We start from the raw sequence: 21,420 nt of genomic DNA, 5'->3' as shown, positions 1-21,420 counted from the left end.
ATCTCGTATTCTGGCTATGCTAGTGATAGAAAGGATTGATGAGCATGCAATACATGGAAAAGACGAACAAAGTGATGGCCGATCTGATTTCAGGGAAACGTCGTCATTTCGGAAATTATTCTTATCATCAGTCGGTGTTTACGGATGGCATGAAGGAAGTCCCTGAATGGGAAGTTCGCCAATTCGTGCTCAATTATTTTATGGCGTTGGAAAATGTGAAGAGTCACGCGTGAATCAAGGTGGGCGGGTTCATCGGGTGGAATAGAAAAGGTACGCACTTATGATAAAACAAGTGTGTACCTTTTGTTGTTTCTATGAGGTGAAAGGATTGCAAGATTAAAGCTTATAGTAATCTTTTCTCATCTGTTCCAGCGTTTTGCCGTAGCGAACGACTACCGCTCTCGTGTAGGCATTCACCTTTTCCTTGTGATGAAACATCGCTCCCCATTCATTTAAGGAGTACACTTTCCCGTTCCAGAGAACTTCTTTAGGCCCGTGAATACTGGATTTCGTCTTGCTTCCTTCTTCATCAGACACATGGTAGATTTCATCACCAATGTCCACGAGTCCGTCCTCTAACATTTGATTCAAACGAGGAAGCACGCGATGTTTCTCTCCCGGTTTCCTGTTTGAGACTTTACCAGCAGAAGTAGTGAACTCTTTTTTCACAATTTCACTTAGATAATCATCATCGGAGCCGAGGGGAAGCAGCTTATTCACTTTCAAGATATATTCTTTGTCGTCTTTTCCGTCGATTAAATGGGGAGCGACTTCAATACAAGAAATATCCACACCTTGGGACAGAAGCCAGGTGGATGCAGAAAGGACGCTGGGTTCGAAACTGGACGCGATCAAAATGATGCGTTGGTTCTGATTGAAGTGATCAAGCGCTTCGTTCTTTTGCAGAAAATCAGTGATTTCTTTCACTCCTGTTTCAACAATCCTGCTTTCATCAACCTCACCATTTTGTAGTAAAAAACGGCCATACACTTGTTCAACAAGATCTTCAATGGTTTCTATTTTGGCAAAAGAAGCGGCATAGCGAATCGCCTGTGATTCAAAATTATCGCGTCTTGCTTTCATATCCTGCTCATCACGCTTGATTTCGATTATGACGATGCTTCCGTTGCTATCCAGTCCAACCAGGTCTGTCCGTTTGTTGGCATCATTTCTTACTTGTTTTCCGATAATTTTCAGGTCCCATTCTTCTTCTAGCGTAATCACTTCAATATGATCCTGCAGGAAGTCTTCTAAGGCTTCTTCGGTTAGTCCAAGTTTTTTGTATGTAACTTTAGAGATCTCTTCTGGGCTTTTGGTTATTTTCTTCTTGGAACCTGATGTTTCTTCAATATTGAACGTCATTAACATGCAAACCTCTCCCATCCCTGTATTGGTGCTCTTTTATCCTATCATTTTCACGCTCGTCTTTTTCACAATTTTTCAAGGTTATGGTTAGGAAATGAGAGAGGATGGAATGGTTTTAGGTTCTTTATGATCACATATGGGGAATTTTGATACAATAAAGCATAGTCTATCGCCGTTGGATGGTTACATATATGAAAGAGGTAAGGAATAGGAGGTGGTCGTAATGTGGAAAACGGTCATGGTCGGGCTTTTGTCGTTCATCATAGTCAGTGCGAGTCTGGTGGGAATTGGTTACTTATTTAATTACAAACTGTTTATGTTCTCTTTTTATGAAGAAACAGCGGCGGGGGTGACTATGGGTGGTTCCGTCGTTCCTTTAATCCTGGCGATTGCCGTCAGCTATGTCGTAGGGAATGCATACGAAAAGAAACAACAAAGGCATAATCGTGGAGCTCATTCAAATTGAAAACCCCAATGAATATTGATACCATGAAGAAAAATGAACGTAAATGAGGGAAGCACATGCCAAGAGTATCGAAACGGCAAAAGATTTTGGAAGCAGCCGCACTTGTCGTACGTGAGCAGGGGAGCGATGCGCTCACATTGGACGCTGTCGCTAAGCGCGCGGAAGTGAGCAAAGGCGGACTGTTGTATCACTTTTCCACAAAAGAAGCACTCGTGGAAGGGCTGGTCCAGTACATGAACGATGTCTACCGGGAGAATGTGGAAGAATTAGTAGAAAAAGATGAGGAGGAAACAGGGAAGTGGGCACGGTCGTTCATTAACGTCATGCACGATAAAAGTACGGAAAACCGTCCGCTCAGTTCCGGGATGCTCGCCGCTCAGGGGATCAATCCCAAGTTGTTGAAACCTCTTCAAGATACATATGCGGACTGGCAGAATCATATCGAACATGACGGTCTCGATCAAGTCGATGCGACGATCCTTCGTCTTGCGGTTGATGGACTGTGGCTGTCCGAGATTTTCGGCCTCGGGAATTTGCCACCGACGCTTAGAAAACAAGTGCTTGAACGCTTGAATGAACAAACCTATAAATCTAAATAAAAATCACCAGCTCTTTGTGAGAGCTGGTGATTTTTATTTGGTCTAGAAAAGAGTTTAGGCCATGGCTTTTTCCGTGCGTTCTTGGAACACTTTTCGCGCCTGCGTGAGCGCATTGATGACCGATGGAAAACCGACATACGGGATCAGCTGCATCATGGATTCAATGATTTCTTTTTCCAAAAGGCCGGCATTTAGAGCGGTATTGATGTGAAGCTCAAGCTGCGGCAGGCTGCCGGATCCTTGGGTGACAAGGCTCGACAATACCGTTAGCGCGCGGGATTGTTTACTAAGGTGATCGCGGTTGTAGATGTCGCCGTAGGCAAACTCAATGATGTACGTGCCGAGATCCGGGGCGATATCTTCCAGTGCTTTCATAAGTTCAAAATGGTTGGTCCCTTTTTCTTCATCTGTATAGGAACGGAGGGTTTCCAGTCCTTTTTCATAACGTGTACTCATGGTGTGTCTTCCTTTCTTAAGATGCTTTTTTGTTTTCTTTTTCTTCTTTGGCGCGATCTTCGTTCACCATTTTGATGAACGACCATCCGAGAATCGGCAGAATGATCAGTAATGGGAAACCGCCGACGATGCTGATCGTTTGAAGGGTTGTCAGTCCGCCCATGTTCATAAAAATCATTGGCAGAATAGATAAAGCCAGGGCCCAGAACAGGCGGTTCCATTTCAGCGGTTCACCTTCGACGTGTTTTTGCACAACGGATGCAATGACATACGATCCGGAGTCATAGGTCGTCGATAAGAAAATGGTGGCGAGCAGAATGAACACGATGATCGCGAGTGTTGCGAGCGGCAGTTCCGTCAACGTGCCGATGATCGCCGCCGGTGCTCCTTGCTGGTTCAAGGTTTCGATGACTGGATATTGACCACTCAATTCGAGATACATGGAGTAGTTTCCTAGGATTCCGAAGAAAAGGATCGTCCCTAAACTTCCGAATAAGATCGTTCCGAAAACGACTTGACGGATCGTCCGACCTTTAGAAATCCGGGCGATGAACAGGCCGACAAAGGGAGCATAGACAATCCACCATGCCCAGTAGAAAACGGTCCAGCCTTCCGGGAATCCTGTTCGGGTGAAGGAGGCCAGGTCATTGAACGGTTCAGACCATAAGCTCATCAGGAAGAAGTTGTCCATCATCCGGCCGAGCGCAGAAGTCGTCGATTCTGTAATGAATGTCGTCGGTCCGACAGTGAAAATGAAAATCAACAGGATGAACGCGAGCCACAAGTTGATATCACTGAGGACGCGGATCCCTTTTTGTAAGCCTGAATAAGCACTCAAGCCGAAGATCAACGTGCAGAACAGCAGAATGATCGATTTCGTCGTCATTGTATCGGGAATACCAATCAAGTTGTTCAGTCCAGCAGAAATGATCGGTGCGGAAAGCGCAAGGCCTGTTCCGCCTCCACCTAACAGACCGAACATGAACAGAATGTCGACAAGGCGTCCGACCCAGCCATCGGTGTATTTTCCTAAGACAGGGCGACAGGCTTCACTGATTTTAAACACATCGGTTTTTTTAACGAAAAACATGTAGCCGATCGGAAGGGCAGGGATCGCGAACATCGCCCAGGCGATCGGACCCCAGTGGAAGAACCCATACGTGGATGCCCACTGGATCGCTTCATTGGAACCTGCTTCAACGCCGAAGGGAGGTCCCTGGTAATAGTAAGCCCACTCAATCACGCCCCAATAGAGAATGCCCGTTCCGATCCCGCTTGTGAACAGCATCGCTGCCCAGGAGCTTGTTTTGAATTCCGCTTTCGTTTCAGCGTCTCCGAGCTTGATATCTCCATAGCGGCTTACTCCGACAAACAGTAAGAAGAGCAGCATGATTAATCCGACAGATAAAAATAAGAATCCTAATCGTTGTGTAACGACCTCATTCGCCGCCAGCACAATCTCTTTTCCTTGTTCAGGGAAAATGATCAGAGGCAATGATACGAATAGTAATAAGGCAATTGCGCCTCCGAACGTTTTCCAATCCATGAGTTGTTTCTTCATGGCTATTCCTCCTTTATTCTAATGCGGTTGTTTCGTATGTGACTTTTTAAACTGTACAATCTGGACGGTTTTGTTTCAAAACATGGATAAGGGTGCAAATGGGAGAATATAAAGCCATATTCAAGGAATGATAGGATGGGAAGTTATATTTCACTGATTTTCGTATGTTTTGCGCTTTGATGACTGTTCATTTACTGTGAAAAGTAGAAATTGCTTCAATAACTGATTCGTTGATGTCCCTCCTATAGGGGAAGAAAAAAGGTTTTAAAGAAAAATCCATAAAAAGCATTTGAAACTAAACAGTCCAGATGGTATAGTTTGTGCTGGTTGATGAAACAAACAAATTCAAAGGAGGACCTTTGGAATGAAAAATAAAGTATTGCTGACATCTGCCGTGACAGGAGCGGGAGATACAATGAAGAAAAATCCACATGTACCTGTAACACCGAAAGAGATTGCGGAATCTGCGATTGAATCGGCTAAAGCAGGAGCGACGGTTGCTCATGTCCATGCCCGTGATCCGAAAACGGGTGGGATCAGTCATAACTTGGAGCACTACCGTGAAATCGTCGATCGCATCCGTGAATCAGAAACGGATGTCATCATTAACATCACGTCCGGAGGCGGCGGTGATTTTATTCCGAGTTTGAATACACCGGCAGCTGGTGGCGATGGGACAGACATCCAAACACCGGCGGAGCGTCATGAACCAGTGGGAGAACTTTTGCCGGAAATGTGCACGCTGGACTGTGGAAGTACGAACTTCGGCAACATGATTTACATGAGCCCGACCGACTGGCTTCGAGATCAAGCGAAATTGATTCAGGAAAGTGGTGTGAAGCCGGAACTTGAATGCTTCGATACCGGGCACATCCGTTTTGCCAATCAATTGGTGGAAGAAGGATTGATCGATGGCGATCCGATGTATCAATTCTGCCTGGGCATTCCGTGGGGAGCAGCAGCAGATGCGGAAACGATGCTCTATATGAAGAACCGTATTCCAGAGAAAGCGCACTGGTCCGCGTTCGGCATTGGCCGTATGCAAATGCCGATGGCGTCTCAAGCGGCGATGCTTGGCGGAAATATTCGTGTGGGTCTTGAGGATAATATCTACCTATCTAAAGGTGTGGTAGCCCGAAACGAACAACTTGTCGACAAAGCAGTGACCATGCTCCGCGGCCTTGACCTTGAGCCAATGACGCCACAGGAAGCACGTGAATACTACAATCTTAGAAATCCACACGGAGGGAAGTAATCATGACCGTACAAAAAGTAGCCGTCGTCGGCACAGGAGTCATCGGAAACGGCTGGATCGCCCGCATGCTTGCACAAGGGTATGACGTCGTCGCGACAGATCCAGCAGAAGGAGCAGAAGAGCGCATGCGCCGTGCGGTGGAGCAGGCGTGGCCCTATGTGGAAGCGCTTGGGCTTGCAGAAGGTGCATCCAAAGATCGCTTAACGTTTGAAAAAGAATTGGCGGATGCCGTGAAGGATGCGGACTTTATCCAGGAAAACGTACCGGAAGTGGAAGAGTTGAAGCAGACGGTCCTGAAGAACATCGATCAGCATGCAAAACCTGATGCCCTGATCGGATCCAGTACGTCAGGGATTATGCCTTCCGAACTGCAGGCGAACTTGCAGCATCCGGAACGTGTTGTCGTTGCGCACCCGTTCCATCCTGTGTACATTCTTCCTCTTGTGGAAGTCGTGGCAGGAAAACAGACGACGACGGAGAACGTAGACAAAGCGAAGGCATTTTATGAGAGCTTGAATATGAGTGTCTTGCTTGTCCGTCATGAGATTGAAGGTCACATCGCTGACCGACTGATCGAAGCGATTTGGAGAGAATCCCTGCATATCGTCAATGAAGGCATCGCAACGACAGAGGAAGTGGACAAAGCCTTCACCCATGGGGCGGGCATGCGCTATGCGCAGTACGGACCGTTCCTCACGTTCCATCTGGCTGGCGGAGAAGGCGGCATGCGTCACATGTTGAAACAGTTCGGCCCGGCATTGAAGAAGCCGTGGACGAAGCTTGAAGCGCCGGAATTAACGGATGAGTTGTACGACAGGGTCGTGTCCGGTTGTGAAGAGCAGGCGAACGGCATGAGCATGTCTGAACTCGATCAGAACCGTAACGAATTCCTGATCCGTTTGTATGATCTTGTCCAGGAATACTGGCCAAAAGAAACAGAAAAAACAAAAGCGTAAAGGAGGGGTTTTTGTGTCATCCTTTTCTTACAAACAGACCGTTCTGAGCGACTGGGTCGATTATAACGGGCACATGAACGATGCTGAGTACAATCGTGCCTTTAGTCTTGCTACAGACGCGTTTATCGATTGGATTGGTCTTGATGAAAAAGGGCGCGAGCAGTTCCAGTACACGATTTTCACATTGGAGACGCATACGTGCTACTTGAAAGAGATGCATGAAGGGGCAGCTTTTGAAGTCTCCGCCCGCGTCTTGGACTTTGATGCGAAGCGTATCCATCTGTTTCTGACGATGCACAATGCTGACGGGGAAGTCGTTGCGACACTTGAGGAAATGCTGATGGGCATCGATCAGAACGAAGGACGCCCTGCACCATTTCCTGATGAAGTATCCGAGAAAGTGAAAGCAGAGCACGATAAGACATCTGCTCAAGAACAACCCAAACAAGTCGGGCGCACAATCGGCATTCGTAGGAAGTAATATGGAATTATCTGTAAGACCTGGTCACCCAATTCTTGGGTGACCAGGTCTTACTTTTTCTTCCATCCCTATAATCGTTTACAAATCATGATATAATAAAGGGAATATTTAGAATTCTAAGACAGTGGCAGGGTGTGGTGCATGGATGGAGAGTTGTACTTACGCTGTTCGTAATCTGGACTGAAAGCGATTGAGATGTATCAGCGTTTTGGTTTTGAGGTGGAAGGGGAGCTGAAAATAGGCAAGCGGCCTTCTGATGGGAATTATTATTCGACGCTATTGATGGCGCGTTTTACATAAAAGGAGGAAGCAGATGGCTGCTAAAGTATTCCCAGGTCGTTATACAGCAGAAGCTGATGATGAGGTTGTCGTGTTTTTAATCGGGATGAGGGTAAACAAGTGGTGGGCTGTCCATAAATGGCTCCCGGTCTTACTTGCCATGCCTCCAATGGTTCAGGAACTTTATTCACAGAAAGACAATGGATTCTTCTCCGCGGAAAACTTCTTCAATCTCAAAACAACATTGATGATCCAATATTGGCGGTCGGAAGATGAGCTATATGCTTATGCCAAAGCCCCGAAGCATTTGAAGGCGTGGAGAAACTTCAATCGAAAAGTGAAGGATAACTCGGCTGTCGGCATCTATCATGAAACGTACAAAGTGAAGGACGGGGAGCATGAAGTCATATACGGAAATATGCCCTTGTTTGGTCTCGCCAAAGCCTACCAGCATGTCCCTGTCCAACCCTACACAGCTTCAGCTAACCAAAGGTTAAGAAAAAAGGAAGAAAGGCGATATGTCGATTCCCATTAATAAAGCGGAAGGCGCGATCTACCATGGACATCGTCCCAAAGATTATTAATGGAAGAAACTCGTCTCAATGTGAATCGAGGGATGGAGAAATGATGGAACTGAAAATATCATGGGAACACCAAAGAAAGAACAAAGACAAAATCGATCAACAATTGTACGAATACAACTTGAAGCACTTTCCGGAAGACCTGAGAGGTCGGTATGAGGAAGTCCAGCTTTATGTAAAAGACGCAGATGAATATGTACGTGGAGGTCTTCTCGGTGAAATCTGCTGGAACTGGCTAGAGATCCACACCCTTATGATGGACGAAGAGTTTCGCGGGTCCGGGCATGGAACAAAGTTATTAATGGAAGCAGAACGAATCGCAAGGAAAAAGGAATGCGATTTTATCAAAGTGGATACTCTCAGCTTTCAAGCGCTGGATTTTTACAAAAAGCATGGATATCACGAGTTTGGGGTACTGAATCATGTCGGAAAAGAGTTTAAACACTACTATTTAATGAAGAAACTCTAGGCGATGGCCATACGGTTCCTTCAGAACGGAGAGTTCTACCATGCAAACAATCAATCGCACCTTTCAAATTGTCGGCATCAAGGGCCATGGTGCTTTTAAAAATTTTGCAACTGAAGTCCCGGAATTTGCCCGTCAGCTTTTGCATCGGACAAGGGAAATCGAACATCATACCAATACCGAAATTGCCCTCTTTGAGCCAAAGATGGGAGAAGGTCACCTCGAGGGTCACTATTATGTAGGGGTGCTGGTTAAAGATAAGCCAAGCCATGTGCCTAAAGGGATGGAATATTTGGAGGTTTCCGGCACATATGTCTCGGCTAGAGGGTCCATCGATCACGTTGACATCCTTTATAAAGAAGTAGGGCAGTGGACATCTGAACATAAACTCACGCGTGATTGGCTGACTTATATTGTAGAAACGTATCACCCAACGGAAAATAGCGAAGATGTCGAGGTCTACCTGCCGATCATCGATTCCTGAATGAAGGTTGTGAGCCGATCACTTGATGAGAACATTGAATAACCTTATGATGAATGTCGCATATTAGTTGAGAAAAGCGAATCGGAAAGAGGTGCCTCGAGATGAAAGCTGTTCAAGTAACCGGGTATGGCGATGTGGATCAGTTAAAGCTGGCAGACATTCCTACCCCGGAGCCGAAAGAAAATGAAGTGCTCGTCCAGGTTAAAGCCTGTGCCATCAATAATACAGAAATCTGGATGAGGGAAGGGGCTTACGGACAAGGCGGCAAGTCAGGCTGGCGTCCGGAAGGCGTTCAATTCCCGCGTACCCCGGGTTCTGATATTACCGGAAAAGTGGTCCAGGTCGGTGCTCAAGTGGATGAGTCGATGATGGACAAGGATGTTGTTCTTTTTCCATTCACGTCTAGTGGCCCGGATGGACAAGAACACATTTCGGAAGACATGTCCTTCATCGGTTCAGAATATGATGGTGGGTATGCCGAATATGTGGTGTGGCCGGCAGAACTTTGTTTTGATATGCCGCTTGAGGATTACACGGAAAGCTGTGTATTTTCCGTCAGTGGCATGACCGCCTGGCATATGGTCGAGCAAGTGCAGCCGAAACCGGGCGAAACCGTGATGGTCACAGGAGCCAACGGCGGGGTAGGTTCGCTTAATGTCCAGATCGCATCAAAAGTATTTGGAGCGGACGTCATTGCACTCGTCGGAGATTTGAGTATGGAAGAGAGAATGAAGGAACTCGGAGCGACACACGTTTTGTCTTATAAATCTGAGAACCTGGAAGAAGAAATTTTAGCTGCCAACGGTGGTCCGATTGATACCGTGCTTGACGTCGTTGGAGACGCACTGTTCTCTACAGCGCTAACCGTGCTTAAAAAGGGCGGCAAATTCTGCACATCCGGCTCTTCGGGTGGTCAAAAAACAGAACTTGATTTCCGTACCCTTTATTTGAAACATATCACCATGTATGGATCTGTTCTCGGGACACGTGAAGAATTCCAACGGATGTTAAAAGCGATTTCTGAAAAGAAAATACAGCCTGTGATTGACCGGACATTTCCATTAGAGGAAGCCAGAGAAGCTCAGCAGTATTTCAAAGAATCGGGCAAAAAAGGAAAAATCGTTCTTCTTCCATAGAAGGTGTTTCATCCATATAAAGAACCTGTTTCACTTCAATAGTGAAACAGGTTCTTATTTTTTTATCTAAAAGATGAAATGTTTATAACCCCGTATTGGCTGAAAAGGGTTTCGTTACATCTGGAAGTAGGGTAAGGGGAGTGGGAAGCTCACCATCCCCGATTGTTCTCGTTTTTTCGACGTTTGAAAATGCCAATCCCTTCCTGCTGACCTATCCTATTTTTTATTAAATTGTTAGTAATTTCCTTGAAAGCGTCCATCATGTGGCGGATTTATTAAAAGTTCGTGAACGATGTATGACAAAGTTGTGAACATGTATTTCTAATTACGCAAAATCTGATATAATCAGTCAAGCCCTGATACGTATAACAGCTCCTAGTTTCCGAGTTTTATACTTATAATTTAACAGATTGATAGGAGGGTTAAGATTCATGAAAGCTAAACATCTCCGTAATAGATGGTTAGGTTTGCTGCCGCTCGGCTTGATTCTTTTCTTAAGCGGGTGCGGGCAGTTGGAAATGACTGTGCTCGATCCCAAAGGGCCGGTCGCTCAAAGTCAATATGACCTGATTGTATATTCCCTTTGGTTCATGCTTGGTATCATCGTTGTCGTGTTTGCACTGTTTGCCTACATGCTCATCAAGTACCGTGAGAACCGACCGGGACGTAAAGAAAGTGACTATGACCCGAACTTGCATGGAAATACGACCATCGAGGTCATCTGGACGGTTATTCCGTTCATTATTGTCATTCTTCTATCCATCCCGACCGTAACGACATTGTTCGACTTGGAAAAAGCTCCGGAACCTGCCGCAGGTGAAGAGGAGAAGGAACCTTTAGTCGTTTACGCAACAACGGCGGATTGGAAATGGTTCTTCAGTTATCCAGAACAGGATATTGAAACCGTGAACTACTTACACATCCCGACCGACCGTCCGATCGAATTCAGACTCTCATCCGCAGATTCCATGTCAGCGCTATGGATTCCGGCACTCGGCGGTCAAAAGTACAACATGGCCGGTATGATGACGACATTGTATCTGCAGGCCGATGAAGAAGGGGTCTACGATGGACGTAACTCCAACTTCAATGGGGAAGGTTTTGCTGCTCAAACGTTCAAGGTCTATGCCGAGAGCGAAGAAGATTTCAATACGTGGGCAGAGGAAATAAAAAATGAAGCTCCAGAGCTGACAGCAGAACGTTACGATGAGCTGCTTGCACCTGGGATGACCGACGTACAATCCTATTCCAGCACACACTTGGATTATGTGAAGCACCATACGAGAGAAGATATGGGCTACGTCGTTGAAAAGTACCGTGAACAATTCAAAGAGAAGCTTCATTTATATGAAATTGAAAAACAAGAAAGCTTCCAATAGAACGTAAAGAAAGCAGGTGAAGACATGCACATTACAGATATTCTCGTCACCGGTGAACCGATCATCTATGGTGCCATGGTATCGATGGCCCTAGTAGGGATCGCCCTCCTTTTCATTCTGACGTATTTCAAAAAATGGAAATGGCTCTGGAGCGAATGGTTGACGACCGTTGACCACAAGAAAATCGGTGTCATGTATATTTTAAGTGCCCTTCTCATGTTATTCCGTGGTGGCGTCGACGCCATGATGATGAGGGTGCAGCTGGCATTTCCTGATTTGGGATTCTTGAACTCCCAGCACTATAACGAAATTTTCACAACGCACGGAACGATCATGATCATTTTCATGGCGATGCCGTTCTTGATCGGACTCATGAACATCATCGTTCCATTACAAATCGGAGCGCGTGACTTCGCGTTTCCATATTTGAACGCCTTAAGTTTCTGGTCCTTCTTCTTCGGAATGGCGCTCTTCAACATCTCCTTCGTCATCGGAGGATCTCCGGATGCCGGGTGGACAAGTTATACCCCGCTTTCCGGTGCAGCGATGAGCCCGGGACCTGGACAAAACTTCTATTTGATGGGACTGCAGCTATCAGGAATTGGTACCCTTGCTACAGGGATTAACTTGATGGTGACGATTTTGAAAATGCGTGCCCCTGGCATGAAGCTTTTCCATATGCCGATCTTCACATGGTCGACATTGGTGACATGTTTCATCATCGTGTTCGCGTTCCCGATTTTGACAGTAGCTCTTGCACTACTTACGATTGACCGTATTTTCGGTGCACAATTCTTTACGTTAACAGGGGAAGGCCTGCCGATGATGTGGGCGAACCTGTTCTGGATGTGGGGACACCCGGAGGTATACATCGTTATTCTTCCTGCCTTCGGTATTTTCTCCGAAGTCATCGCCACATTCGCGAAAAAACGTCTATTCGGCTACAATGTGATGGTTTGGTCGATGATCGTCATTGCATTGCTTAGTTTCTTAGTATGGGTCCACCACTTCTTCACGATGGGTGCCGGCGCATTCGTCAACTCCGTCTTCTCTGTATCGACGATGTTGATCGCCGTACCGACCGGAGTGAAGATCTTCAACTGGCTTGCGACCTTGTATAAATCGAAAATCGAGTTCACTGTACCGATGCTTTGGTCCCTTGCTTTCATCCCAAGTTTCATCCTTGGTGGTGTCACAGGTGTCATGCTCGGTATGGCGGCAGCGGACTATCAGTTCCACAACTCGTACTTCCTGATCGCGCACTTCCACTACGTGCTGATCGCAGGTACTGTATTCGCCTGCTTCGCAGGTCTTGTGTTCTGGTATCCGAAAATGTTCGGTCACAAGATGAACGAGCGTTTGGGTAGATGGGCATTCTGGTTGTTCTTCTTCGGCTTCCATGTCTGCTTCTTCCCACAATATTTCCTAGGACTTGACGGCATGCCGCGTCGTTTGTTCATCACGAACGTCGCCGAGTGGCTTCCATTGAACGTCATCTCAACCGTCGGTGCTTTCGGAATGGGACTTGGTTTCATCGTATTCGTTTACAACGTTTACTACAGCTTCCGTTACAGCGAGCGCGAAGCAACGGGCGACTCCTGGAATGGAAACGGCCGTACGCTTGAATGGGCGACAACGACACCCGTTCCTTACTACAACTTTGCAACGGTTCCATATGTCGATGAAATCGATCCATATATCCGTATGAAAGAAGAGGGCAAGACGACGTTTGAAGAAGATAAAGTGAAACCGATCCACATGCCAAGTTACACAGGTCAGCCGTTCATCATGATGGCTCTTCTTGGACTTGCGAGTTTCGGTCTCGTCTTCGAATGGATGTATGTCGCTGTCTTCGGACTGATCGGAGCCGTGTTCATGATGATCCGTCGTTCCTTCGATTATGACGATGGTTATTATGTACCGGTGGAAGAAATCAAACGCACTGAGAAAAAAGCGAGGGGGTTATGATATGGCTGCGGAAGAACTGAAAACAGGTCCTTTAGAATATCGCACCCAAGAAGGTCAGATGGGCATCATGGGCTTCTGGATTTTCCTCGGAGCCGAAGTCGTCCTCTTCGCAACACTCTTTGCGACCTATGCCGTATTGTTCGGACGTACAGCTGATGCACCACTGCCAAGCGAACTGTTTGAGCCAGGCATCGTGCTTGTCATGACCTTCCTGCTTTTGACAAGTAGTTTCACATGTGGACTTGCCATTCATGAAATGAGAAGGGGATCGGTCAAAGGTCTGATCCTCTGGATGGTCATTACGTTAGCTCTTGGTCTTGGCTTCCTTGGCTTTGAGATTTACGAATTCGTCCATTATGCACATGAAGGCGCAACGATCCAGTCCAGTGCTTTCTGGTCAGCGTTCTTTATTCTCGCCGGAACACACGGACTGCACGTCACGCTTGGTATCGGCTGGGCGATCCTGCTCTTGATCCAAATCAAGCAGCGTGGACTGACGAACGTCACAAGCCGTAAATTCTTTATCATCAGCTTATACTGGCACTTCCTTGATGTCATTTGGATCTTCATCTTCACGAGTGTCTATTTGATTGGGATGGTGATTTAACATGGCCGATTCGAAAAAACGCGTACCGATGAATCACGTCATTGGATTCATTTTGTCACTCGTCATGACGCTTGTCGCCGCATGGGCAGCGATTCAATCTGATCTGCCTGTCACATGGGTCATCATCGGCATCATGATTTTGGCTCTCTTGCAAGCAGGCGTTCAATTGTTCATGTTCATGCACGTCACGGAAGCATCCAGCGGTAATGGACATGTGCCATGGAACATGATGTTCCACGGTTTCGCACTCGCTGGAATCCTTGTCGCGGGCTCCCTTTTCGTTATGTCCTTCGGGCATGACCATGGAGATACAGGTGAACACCAACAGCACGAAGAGCAACAATCAGAAGACCACAGCGGTCACTAAAACAAATGGGGGTTATCAGGATGGAACAAAAACAAAACATGCCGATGGAGGCCGGATGGCCGTGGAAAGATTTAGTTGGATTCGTTCTTTGCATACTGCTGACGGCTTTTTCCTTAGGCGGAGCGCTTTATTCCTCCTATGACCCTAAATTTGTCTTATATATTCTGACTGGCTTCAGTTTCGTACAGGCGATGATCCAACTGTACAAACTGCAGCCGAGAGACTAAAAAAAGAAACGCTTCTTTCCTGAGATCAGGAAAGGAGCGTTTCTTTTTCTTTGGTTAAACTGTCTTGGTATCCAGGACTTGTTTTGACCGTTGCCACGATGAACATCACCCAGGCCACGTGCGCGCCGATCAAACCGAGATAGAACATCGACCATGTGATGGAGAATACTCCTGGATCTGTGTACATCGTCACCTGGAAGAAATACAACCACATGCCGATGAGCAGAATCGATTGCGCGACGGCGAAAGCCATCTTTTTCGCTTGTAAAAATAGAAATGGAGCCACTGTCGCCAAAATCAAGAACATTACGATCGCACCCATGAAAATCATCTCCTTATTGATGTTTCCTCGTTGTAAACGTTTTCTTTGATATTATTGTAACAAAAAATTCGCACTTTGGACACAAAATGTTCATAAATTGGGCCGACAATTTTAGAATTACCGCTTTGAGGCTTGTTTAAACAGGTTTTTCGGAGGTTTCGGATGTGTGGCTATGTGTGAAAGTGACCGGGCAGGCAGTCAAAGTGACTTAACGTCGCGGGAAAGTGCCCTAACGATTAGGCAAAGTGACTTAACGCAGCTTGAAAGTGACCTAAAGCCAATCCAAAGTGTCTGAACTCTAAATTTTATGAAAAAGTTCATTTTCTTAGACACCAAACGCTCACTTCTATCGATTATAGTTTGAGACGATAAAATAGGAGTGGAAGAAATATGGATTGGAATAGCTTAAAGGAACATCAGCGTTTCAAAGATAAAACCGAGCTCGATCTGCATGTGCGCAGCTTTTTATACAAAAGAAAGGCGGCCTTGTCAGAGGGGACACTCAAAGTTTTAAAGTACATCTGGCGTCATGCCGTCAAGTTTCCCGGTGTTGCTTTTCCTAAAAGAGCTACGATCGTGAAAGGGACTGGGTTGAGTGAGAGCACAGTGGTTCGTGCATTAAGGTGCTTAGTGACCGAGAAGCTGATTGAAAAAGTAACAACGAAGAAACCGAACGGACGACAGGGTGGCAACCTGATCGTGTTCCTCCCGCAGCCGGATCTTTTTTTACCTACCGATGACACCCCTCGTGACACCCTTCCTGACACCCCACAAAAAACGGAAACCCCTCAACAGGACAACCCTCAAGCGATCAAAACCACACCTGAAACAGAGAAAAAACAGGGAAAAGCTTCTATTAGTAGTGTTGTACCGTTTGATGCATCGTTTCTGCCATCGTTCATTCCTGCTTCTTTTATAGAAACTTCTCTACCATTTGGAGGCGTGGAACAGGTGCTGCCATCTTGGCGTACGGTCCAGAGTGCATATAAACAATGGAAGCTGCAACAGCCGATCGAGCATTACATCGATAAGATCAACGAAACCTTCAAGCAGGCGGTATTTGCTTATAAAAAAGGAATGGTGCGTACAGAATTGCTGCGCTATTTTTATGGCGGTCTGATGGAAGTGTTCAAATTGGAGGTGCGGAAGGAAGGCTTCGAGTCGGGGGATGGGTTGATTTTTTATGACTGGCTGGATGAAATGCATTCGTAATTGTGAAGATTGCGCCTAATGTTTAATTGAGAAAAGTTTTCATTGACAGAAATTTGAGTCTGAGGTAGGATAGGGGTTGTGATGATAATGAGAATCTTTATCAGTTGTTAAGTTTTTCTATATAAGGGTATAAAGATGAAGCGCCTGATAAAGGATTCTACATAAAAGAAACGTGTGAAAGGATGTCGAACATGAAGAAGTTTTGGTTGTTTGCCCTTATGCTTGGGCTAGTCGTTCTCGCTGCCTGCGGTGGCGGATCTGAGGAAGGTTCAGAGAGCGAAGGAACAGAAAATCAGGAAGAAGAAACAACAGAAGAGTCTACAGAAGAGGAAACTCGCTCGGTTACGATTGAAGATGCAAACGGAGAACAGACGATTGAAGGGACACCGAAGAAAGTCGTTGTCCTAGAGTGGACCTATGCGGAAAACCTTCAGGCGCTTGGCATGGAGCCGGTCGGTGTGGCGGGTCTTGATCAATATGGCGACTGGGTCAATGTTGGAATTCCATTCAGCGAAGAAGTGGAAGATGTAGGTACACGTCAGGAGCCGAACCTGGAAGCGATCTCCCGTCTGAACCCTGATTTGATCATTGGTGTTGATTTCCGTCACAATGCCATCAAAGAGGACTTGGAAAGCATCGCACCAACAGTTATGTTTGCGCCATACTCTGAAGAGGCGGCACAGGATCAGTTCCAGAACATGAAAGATGAGTTTAACACGATGGCGAAAATCGTCGATAAAGAGGACAAGGCTGAACAAGTCCTTTCTGACATGGAGAATACATTCAAAGAGCAGCAGACCCGTCTTGAAGAGGCCGGTAAAGATGGCATGAACTATGTGATCACACAAGCGTTCACGATGCAGGAAACACCGACACTTCGCTTGTTCACAGACAACTCCATGGTCGCACAGATCATGAACAGCATGGGCATGAAGAACGATTATGAGTCTGAAAAGCTTGAAGTATACGGCTACACGGAAACAACAGTAGAAGCACTTCAAAACTATCAGGACTCCAACTTCTTCTACATCGTTCAGGAAGAAGACAACATTTTTGAAAATCAGCTGGCTGGCAACCCGGTATGGGAAAACCTTGCGTTCGTAAAAGAAGATCGTACGTATCAAATGCCTGGGGATGCCTGGACATTTGGTGGACCATTATCCGCAGAAGTCTTAGCTGAACAAGTGGTCAACGCAGCACTTGAAGAAAAATAAAGTGAGTGGATGTTATGAATTCTACGCTTAAGAACACAATGATTGCGGTTCTCACCTTTGGAGGTGGGACCGCATTGTTGTGTCTTTTAACATTTATACATATCAATCAAGGGAATGTCGAGATACCACTGGGTGTCGTCGTTGAATCGATCATCAATCCTCAGGATACCCTGCAGCACCATACCGTCCGGACATTACGGATGCCGCGTGCCGTGATGGGAATCATTGCTGGTGGGGCCTTGGCGGTTTCCGGTGTGATTTTGCAGACTGTAACGAAAAACCCGTTGTCGTCTGCAAGTACGCTCGGCATTCATTCAGGAACGTATTTTGCTGTCGTTGTGACAACGATTTTCCTGCCGACCGCTATGGTCGGGAATGGAATCATGACTGCTTTCCTCGGTGGTATTCTGACGTTCCTGTTTGTTTACGTTCTATCCGGTGGTTCCGATGCAACACCTGTCCGGATGGTGCTTGCCGGGATGATCGTTACGTTCCTGTTCTCAGCGCTCACTTCGGTCCTGCAGATTTTTTATGAAAATGAAACGCAGGGGCTGTTTTTGTGGGGCTCAGGGACGTTGATCCAGAATGATTGGGATGGCGTCACCTTTTCGCTTCCCGTAATCATCGTCGGTGTCGTCGTGACGTTGATTTACTCGAGCAAGCTTGACACGCTGACCTTGGGTGACGATGTCGCGACGGCGCTCGGGCAGAATGTGCGCAGTGTTAAAGTCGTGACGATTATCGCCGCTGTACTTTTAACCAGTGTGACGGTCAGTATTGTCGGACCGATCGGATTCGTTGGACTTGTCGCGCCGCACTTGATCAAACTGATCGGTTACCGGGCCCACCTGCCTCTCATCTTAGGATCGTTTTTATGGGGAGGAAATGTGCTTCTCTTAGCGGACGTGCTTGCCAGTGTGATCGATCCGTCCTTCAATGAACTGCCCGTCGGAGCCATTACGGCACTCGTCGGTTCGCCGTGGCTCATCTGGCTTGTCATGCGGATGAAACGGACAGGCAGTCAAGACAGCGGTGCCATCATGGCTGGGAAGAATTCCGCAACTCTTTCCATGAAAAAACTGCTGCCCGTTCTGCTTGCGCTCATTACGGTAACGCTGCTCGTCAGCCTTGCTTCAGGAAACTACGGATTCGAACCGTTGGTCACCTACAACGCGTTCTTCGGGGACGCGAATACCTTTTTACAGAATTTGATCATCGACTTGAGGCTGCCTCGTGCCCTTGTCGCTTTGTTCAGTGGGGCGGTTCTCGCGGTCAGTGGGCTCATTTTCCAAGGGGTGTTACGGAACCCGCTTGCTGATCCCTCTGTTATCGGGATCACTTCCGGTGCAGGGGTCGGTGCGTTGATGACGATGTACTGGTTCAGTGTATCGGCTGTGTGGATTCCGGTCGGTGCGATGGCTGGTGCGTTGGTGTTCTTCATCGTCGTCATGGCATTAGGGGCAAAAGCGGAATTCCAACCGACCGTGCTCGCCTTACTGGGGATTGGGATGTCAGCCTTTGGTTCAGCCTTGATTCAAATCATGGTCGTCCAGGCGGATATCGGAGTGGCTTCTGCTTTGACGTGGCTCTCAGGGACGACCTATGCCAAAGGGTGGAGTGAGCTGCTGCAATACCTGATCTGGCCGGTCTTGTTGTTCATCCCGCTGCTTGCTTTTTACATTAAAACGCTCGACGTCCTGTCCCTTGGAGACGATACGGCCAAAGGACTTGGACTTCGTGTCGTGAACGTCCGTTTCCAAATGGCCTTGATTGCCACACTTCTTGCTGCCTGCAGTGTCGCTGCTGTCGGTTCAATCGGGTTTGTCGGCCTGATCGCCCCGCACCTTGCGCGGCTGCTTGTGGGGAGCGTCAATCAGAAGCTTCTGCCTGTCACGATGCTGATCGGTGGGGCGCTGCTGGTCGTTGCGGATTTGTTCAGTCGGACACTTCTTGCGCCGAATGAAATTCCATCAGGGATCCTCGTTGCCCTGATTGGTGCGCCTTACTTTTTATGGTTGATGAAAAAGCGTGCGACTTAACGGTCACACGCTTCTTTTTTTACGCGTATGTATGCTATGATAATGAAAAAATGAACGCCAGGGGAGAGTTACACTATGAAGATTCCATACATCAAATGCCACGGATCAGGGAACGATTTCATCCTGATCGATGAGATAGAAAACGACATTCGTTTTTCAGAAAAAGAGCGTGAGGAGCTTTCACTACTATTGTGTGACCGAGCTAAAGGGATCGGTTCGGATGGCATTCTTTTTGTGATGCCGAGTGAAAAAGCAGAAGGTCGGATGCGTATGTTTAATTCCGATGGTACAGAAGCGGAAATGTGTGGCAACGGCCTGCGTTGTGTCGCGCGTCATATGATTGAGAAGCTTGGTAAGAAGGAAATTGCGATTGAAACAGAGAAAGCCGTGCTGCCGGTTTCGCAAGTGAAAGAGATTTTCCCTGAGATCGATACGTTTTCTGTCAAGATTGAACCGGTAAGCTTTGAGTTGGACTCATTGCCGATGGTTTTTGATGGAAAAGAAGCGGTGGATGTGAAGATTCCAGAGCTGTCCGAGACGCGTACGTTCACAGCCTTGAGCGTGCCGAACCCGCACATCGTGAGCCTCGTTGATTCCGTCGATCAGGAGGAGCTGCTGTCTGTTGGGAAAAAGGCGAATGCTTTGCCAGAAGTTTTTCCGAATGGTGTGAATGTGAGCTATGTGCAGGTGTTGGAGAAAAACAAAATTTTCGTCCGGACGTTTGAGCGCGGAGTCGGCTTGACGAATGCTTGCGGAACCGCGATGAGTGCCTCTTCATTAGTATCGACGATTCTAGGACCGAATGAGCTGGATACACCGATCGTCGTCATCAACAAAGGTGGGCTCGTCAACTGTGTCGTAGAAAAAGAAGATGGACGTTTCTCGATCCAACTGCGCGGGAATGGAACCAATGTCTATCAAGCAGAGGTCGACATCGATTTGGAAGCCCGCACATACGAAGTTTCCGAGAAACAATTTTTTGAAGAAGAAAATGCGACCTATGAAAAACTAGAAGCGTTCGCCGCTTCAGAAATCGGAGGTTGATGATATGTTGAAGACGTTTCATGTGAAAACCGATCACCATGATCAAATGATCGATGTAACCAGTCAGGTCCAGGACTGGATCCGTGAAGAAGGCGTGAAAGACGGTGTCGTCGTTGTACAGTCGATGCACACGACGGCAGGTCTGACCGTGAATGAGAATGCCGATCCTGATGTGAAGACAGATATGCTGCGCCGCTTCCGTGAAGTATATCCATGGGACCATCCGGAAGACCGCCACGCTGAAGGAAATACGGCTGCTCATATGAAAACAAGCACCGTCGGACATGCTCAAACGCTGCTTGTCGAAGATGGCAGACTTGTGCTTGGAACGTGGCAGGGGCTTTACTTCTGCGAGTTCGATGGACCGAGAAGCCGGAAGTTTGTTGCGAAGTTGTTATAAGAGAAGAGGAAGGCACTATGTCGGTGCCTTCCTTTTTTATATGGGATAGTCCAAAAAGACTGTCTGCTTCCTTGGAAGGACATGGTATAATTTAAAGTGGATCACGCTTTATGCCAATTGAATAGGGTGTCGGCTAACCCCATAGCAAAGGGGGTGATGCCTCTGAGTATGTATGAATCGTTGATGGTGATGATCGCTTTCAGTTCGTTCATCGTTTCCGTTCTCGGCTTAGTTGTCGCGATTTTACGCATAAAAAAATAGACTCCCTATTCTGACGTGAATGCGGGTGAGTCTATTTTAAGGCTGCGCCCTTTGGCTGAAGCGCTGATCCGGGAGGACCGCAGTGCCAGCTGTGGTCCTTTTCTTATGTGTATCCTTTATCTGCTCTTATCATACCACATTTTTTGAAAAAGAAACAGGTGGGAGGTTGGAGCGGATATCAATTAAATTTCGATTATATCGGTTGAATTTAAAATATATCGGTTAAATCACCAATATATCAATGAAAAGCAGGTGATATCGGTTGAATATTCTATATATCAACATATCCAAAAAC

25 protein-coding genes are annotated in these 21,420 nt (G+C 46.9%); 21 read left to right on the top strand and 4 right to left on the bottom strand.

Features of this window, described 5'->3' with window-relative positions:
- The first annotated feature begins 44 nt into the window (after positions 1 to 44).
- A complete protein-coding gene (locus GLV98_RS09910) occupies positions 45 to 233 on the top strand; it encodes a hypothetical protein (RefSeq protein WP_160914646.1) in 189 nt (62 codons plus the stop codon).
- A 103-nt stretch (positions 234 to 336) separates the two neighbouring features.
- Here the strand turns inward: GLV98_RS09910 and GLV98_RS09905 are convergent, their stop codons facing one another.
- Positions 337 to 1,368: a hypothetical protein gene (locus GLV98_RS09905; protein WP_160914644.1), complete on the bottom strand. Its 1,032-nt coding sequence runs from the start codon at positions 1,366 to 1,368 to the stop codon at positions 337 to 339.
- A gap of 220 nt (positions 1,369 to 1,588) precedes the next feature.
- Here GLV98_RS09905 and GLV98_RS09900 point away from each other — a divergent pair, with 220 nt between their 5' ends.
- On the top strand, positions 1,589 to 1,831 hold the full coding sequence (locus GLV98_RS09900; RefSeq protein WP_160914642.1) for a hypothetical protein: 243 nt from the start codon (positions 1,589 to 1,591) through the stop codon (positions 1,829 to 1,831).
- Positions 1,832 to 1,887: 56 nt separating this feature from the next.
- Positions 1,888 to 2,430 carry a TetR/AcrR family transcriptional regulator gene (locus GLV98_RS09895; protein WP_160914640.1) on the top strand — a complete coding sequence of 181 codons (543 nt, stop codon included), beginning with the start codon at positions 1,888 to 1,890 and terminating at the stop codon, positions 2,428 to 2,430.
- Between the two features lie 54 nt (positions 2,431 to 2,484).
- Here the strand turns inward: GLV98_RS09895 and GLV98_RS09890 are convergent, their stop codons facing one another.
- On the bottom strand, positions 2,485 to 2,886 hold the full coding sequence (locus tag GLV98_RS09890; protein ID WP_160914638.1) for a carboxymuconolactone decarboxylase family protein: 402 nt from the start codon (positions 2,884 to 2,886) through the stop codon (positions 2,485 to 2,487).
- A gap of 16 nt (positions 2,887 to 2,902) precedes the next feature.
- Positions 2,903 to 4,447: a BCCT family transporter gene (locus tag GLV98_RS09885; protein WP_160914636.1), complete on the bottom strand. Its 1,545-nt coding sequence runs from the start codon at positions 4,445 to 4,447 to the stop codon at positions 2,903 to 2,905.
- A 364-nt stretch (positions 4,448 to 4,811) separates the two neighbouring features.
- Here GLV98_RS09885 and GLV98_RS09880 point away from each other — a divergent pair, with 364 nt between their 5' ends.
- From GLV98_RS09880 to GLV98_RS09825, 12 genes are all read left to right on the top strand, one after another.
- A complete protein-coding gene (locus tag GLV98_RS09880; protein WP_160914634.1) occupies positions 4,812 to 5,702 on the top strand; it encodes a 3-keto-5-aminohexanoate cleavage protein in 891 nt (296 codons plus the stop codon).
- A 2-nt stretch (positions 5,703 to 5,704) separates the two neighbouring features.
- Positions 5,705 to 6,658 carry a 3-hydroxyacyl-CoA dehydrogenase NAD-binding domain-containing protein gene (locus tag GLV98_RS09875; protein WP_160914632.1) on the top strand — a complete coding sequence of 318 codons (954 nt, stop codon included), beginning with the start codon at positions 5,705 to 5,707 and terminating at the stop codon, positions 6,656 to 6,658.
- Positions 6,659 to 6,671: 13 nt separating this feature from the next.
- Positions 6,672 to 7,139, top strand: a complete 468-nt coding sequence (locus GLV98_RS09870; protein ID WP_337193741.1) for a thioesterase family protein — start codon at positions 6,672 to 6,674, stop codon at positions 7,137 to 7,139.
- Positions 7,140 to 7,452: 313 nt separating this feature from the next.
- Complete coding sequence (locus tag GLV98_RS09865) at positions 7,453 to 7,953, top strand: DUF4188 domain-containing protein (RefSeq protein ID WP_160914628.1); 501 nt, start codon at positions 7,453 to 7,455, stop codon at positions 7,951 to 7,953.
- A 92-nt stretch (positions 7,954 to 8,045) separates the two neighbouring features.
- Positions 8,046 to 8,468, top strand: coding sequence for a GNAT family N-acetyltransferase (locus tag GLV98_RS09860; protein ID WP_160914626.1), 423 nt, complete (start codon positions 8,046 to 8,048; stop codon positions 8,466 to 8,468).
- Between the two features lie 40 nt (positions 8,469 to 8,508).
- Positions 8,509 to 8,949, top strand: a complete 441-nt coding sequence (locus GLV98_RS09855) for a GyrI-like domain-containing protein (protein WP_160914624.1) — start codon at positions 8,509 to 8,511, stop codon at positions 8,947 to 8,949.
- 101 nt (positions 8,950 to 9,050) lie between these two features.
- The gene (locus GLV98_RS09850) at positions 9,051 to 10,085 is read left to right on the top strand and encodes a zinc-binding dehydrogenase (RefSeq protein ID WP_160914622.1); all 1,035 of its coding nucleotides are present in this window, start codon (positions 9,051 to 9,053) and stop codon (positions 10,083 to 10,085) included.
- 431 nt (positions 10,086 to 10,516) lie between these two features.
- Positions 10,517 to 11,464: a cytochrome aa3 quinol oxidase subunit II gene (qoxA, locus tag GLV98_RS09845; RefSeq protein ID WP_160914620.1), complete on the top strand. Its 948-nt coding sequence runs from the start codon at positions 10,517 to 10,519 to the stop codon at positions 11,462 to 11,464.
- A 24-nt stretch (positions 11,465 to 11,488) separates the two neighbouring features.
- Positions 11,489 to 13,432, top strand: a complete 1,944-nt coding sequence (gene qoxB, locus GLV98_RS09840) for a cytochrome aa3 quinol oxidase subunit I (RefSeq protein ID WP_160914618.1) — start codon at positions 11,489 to 11,491, stop codon at positions 13,430 to 13,432.
- Between the two features lies 1 nt (position 13,433).
- Positions 13,434 to 14,039 carry a cytochrome aa3 quinol oxidase subunit III gene (gene qoxC / locus GLV98_RS09835; RefSeq protein ID WP_089651036.1) on the top strand — a complete coding sequence of 202 codons (606 nt, stop codon included), beginning with the start codon at positions 13,434 to 13,436 and terminating at the stop codon, positions 14,037 to 14,039.
- Between the two features lies 1 nt (position 14,040).
- On the top strand, positions 14,041 to 14,406 hold the full coding sequence (gene qoxD, locus GLV98_RS09830) for a cytochrome aa3 quinol oxidase subunit IV (protein ID WP_160914616.1): 366 nt from the start codon (positions 14,041 to 14,043) through the stop codon (positions 14,404 to 14,406).
- Between the two features lie 20 nt (positions 14,407 to 14,426).
- Complete coding sequence (locus GLV98_RS09825; protein ID WP_146813506.1) at positions 14,427 to 14,633, top strand: hypothetical protein; 207 nt, start codon at positions 14,427 to 14,429, stop codon at positions 14,631 to 14,633.
- A 25-nt stretch (positions 14,634 to 14,658) separates the two neighbouring features.
- On the opposite strand, the gene GLV98_RS09820 is transcribed toward GLV98_RS09825, so the two are convergent.
- Positions 14,659 to 14,955 (bottom strand): hypothetical protein, encoded by a 297-nt coding sequence (locus GLV98_RS09820; RefSeq protein WP_160914614.1) that lies wholly within the window; start codon positions 14,953 to 14,955, stop codon positions 14,659 to 14,661.
- A gap of 390 nt (positions 14,956 to 15,345) precedes the next feature.
- Between GLV98_RS09820 and GLV98_RS09815 the strand changes: the two genes are divergently transcribed.
- From GLV98_RS09815 to GLV98_RS20390, 6 genes are all read left to right on the top strand, one after another.
- Positions 15,346 to 16,167, top strand: a complete 822-nt coding sequence (locus tag GLV98_RS09815; RefSeq protein ID WP_160914612.1) for a helix-turn-helix domain-containing protein — start codon at positions 15,346 to 15,348, stop codon at positions 16,165 to 16,167.
- A gap of 191 nt (positions 16,168 to 16,358) precedes the next feature.
- Entirely contained in the window at positions 16,359 to 17,381 is a 1,023-nt protein-coding gene (locus GLV98_RS09810; protein ID WP_202410006.1) for an ABC transporter substrate-binding protein, read from the top strand.
- Between the two features lie 14 nt (positions 17,382 to 17,395).
- Positions 17,396 to 19,420, top strand: coding sequence for an iron ABC transporter permease (locus GLV98_RS09805; RefSeq protein ID WP_160914610.1), 2,025 nt, complete (start codon positions 17,396 to 17,398; stop codon positions 19,418 to 19,420).
- Positions 19,421 to 19,495: 75 nt separating this feature from the next.
- Entirely contained in the window at positions 19,496 to 20,464 is a 969-nt protein-coding gene (dapF, locus tag GLV98_RS09800) for a diaminopimelate epimerase (RefSeq protein ID WP_160914608.1), read from the top strand.
- 4 nt (positions 20,465 to 20,468) lie between these two features.
- Complete coding sequence (locus GLV98_RS09795; protein ID WP_160914606.1) at positions 20,469 to 20,864, top strand: secondary thiamine-phosphate synthase enzyme YjbQ; 396 nt, start codon at positions 20,469 to 20,471, stop codon at positions 20,862 to 20,864.
- A gap of 156 nt (positions 20,865 to 21,020) precedes the next feature.
- Complete coding sequence (locus GLV98_RS20390; RefSeq protein ID WP_146813494.1) at positions 21,021 to 21,125, top strand: putative holin-like toxin; 105 nt, start codon at positions 21,021 to 21,023, stop codon at positions 21,123 to 21,125.
- The last annotated feature ends 295 nt before the right edge of the window (positions 21,126 to 21,420 follow it).

The organism is Halobacillus litoralis (genome assembly GCF_009856415.1).
Lineage (GTDB): Bacteria > Bacillota > Bacilli > Bacillales > Halobacillaceae > Halobacillus > Halobacillus litoralis_C.
Note: the sequence above shows the minus strand (reverse complement) of the source record. Positions and strands in the feature narration are given on the sequence as shown.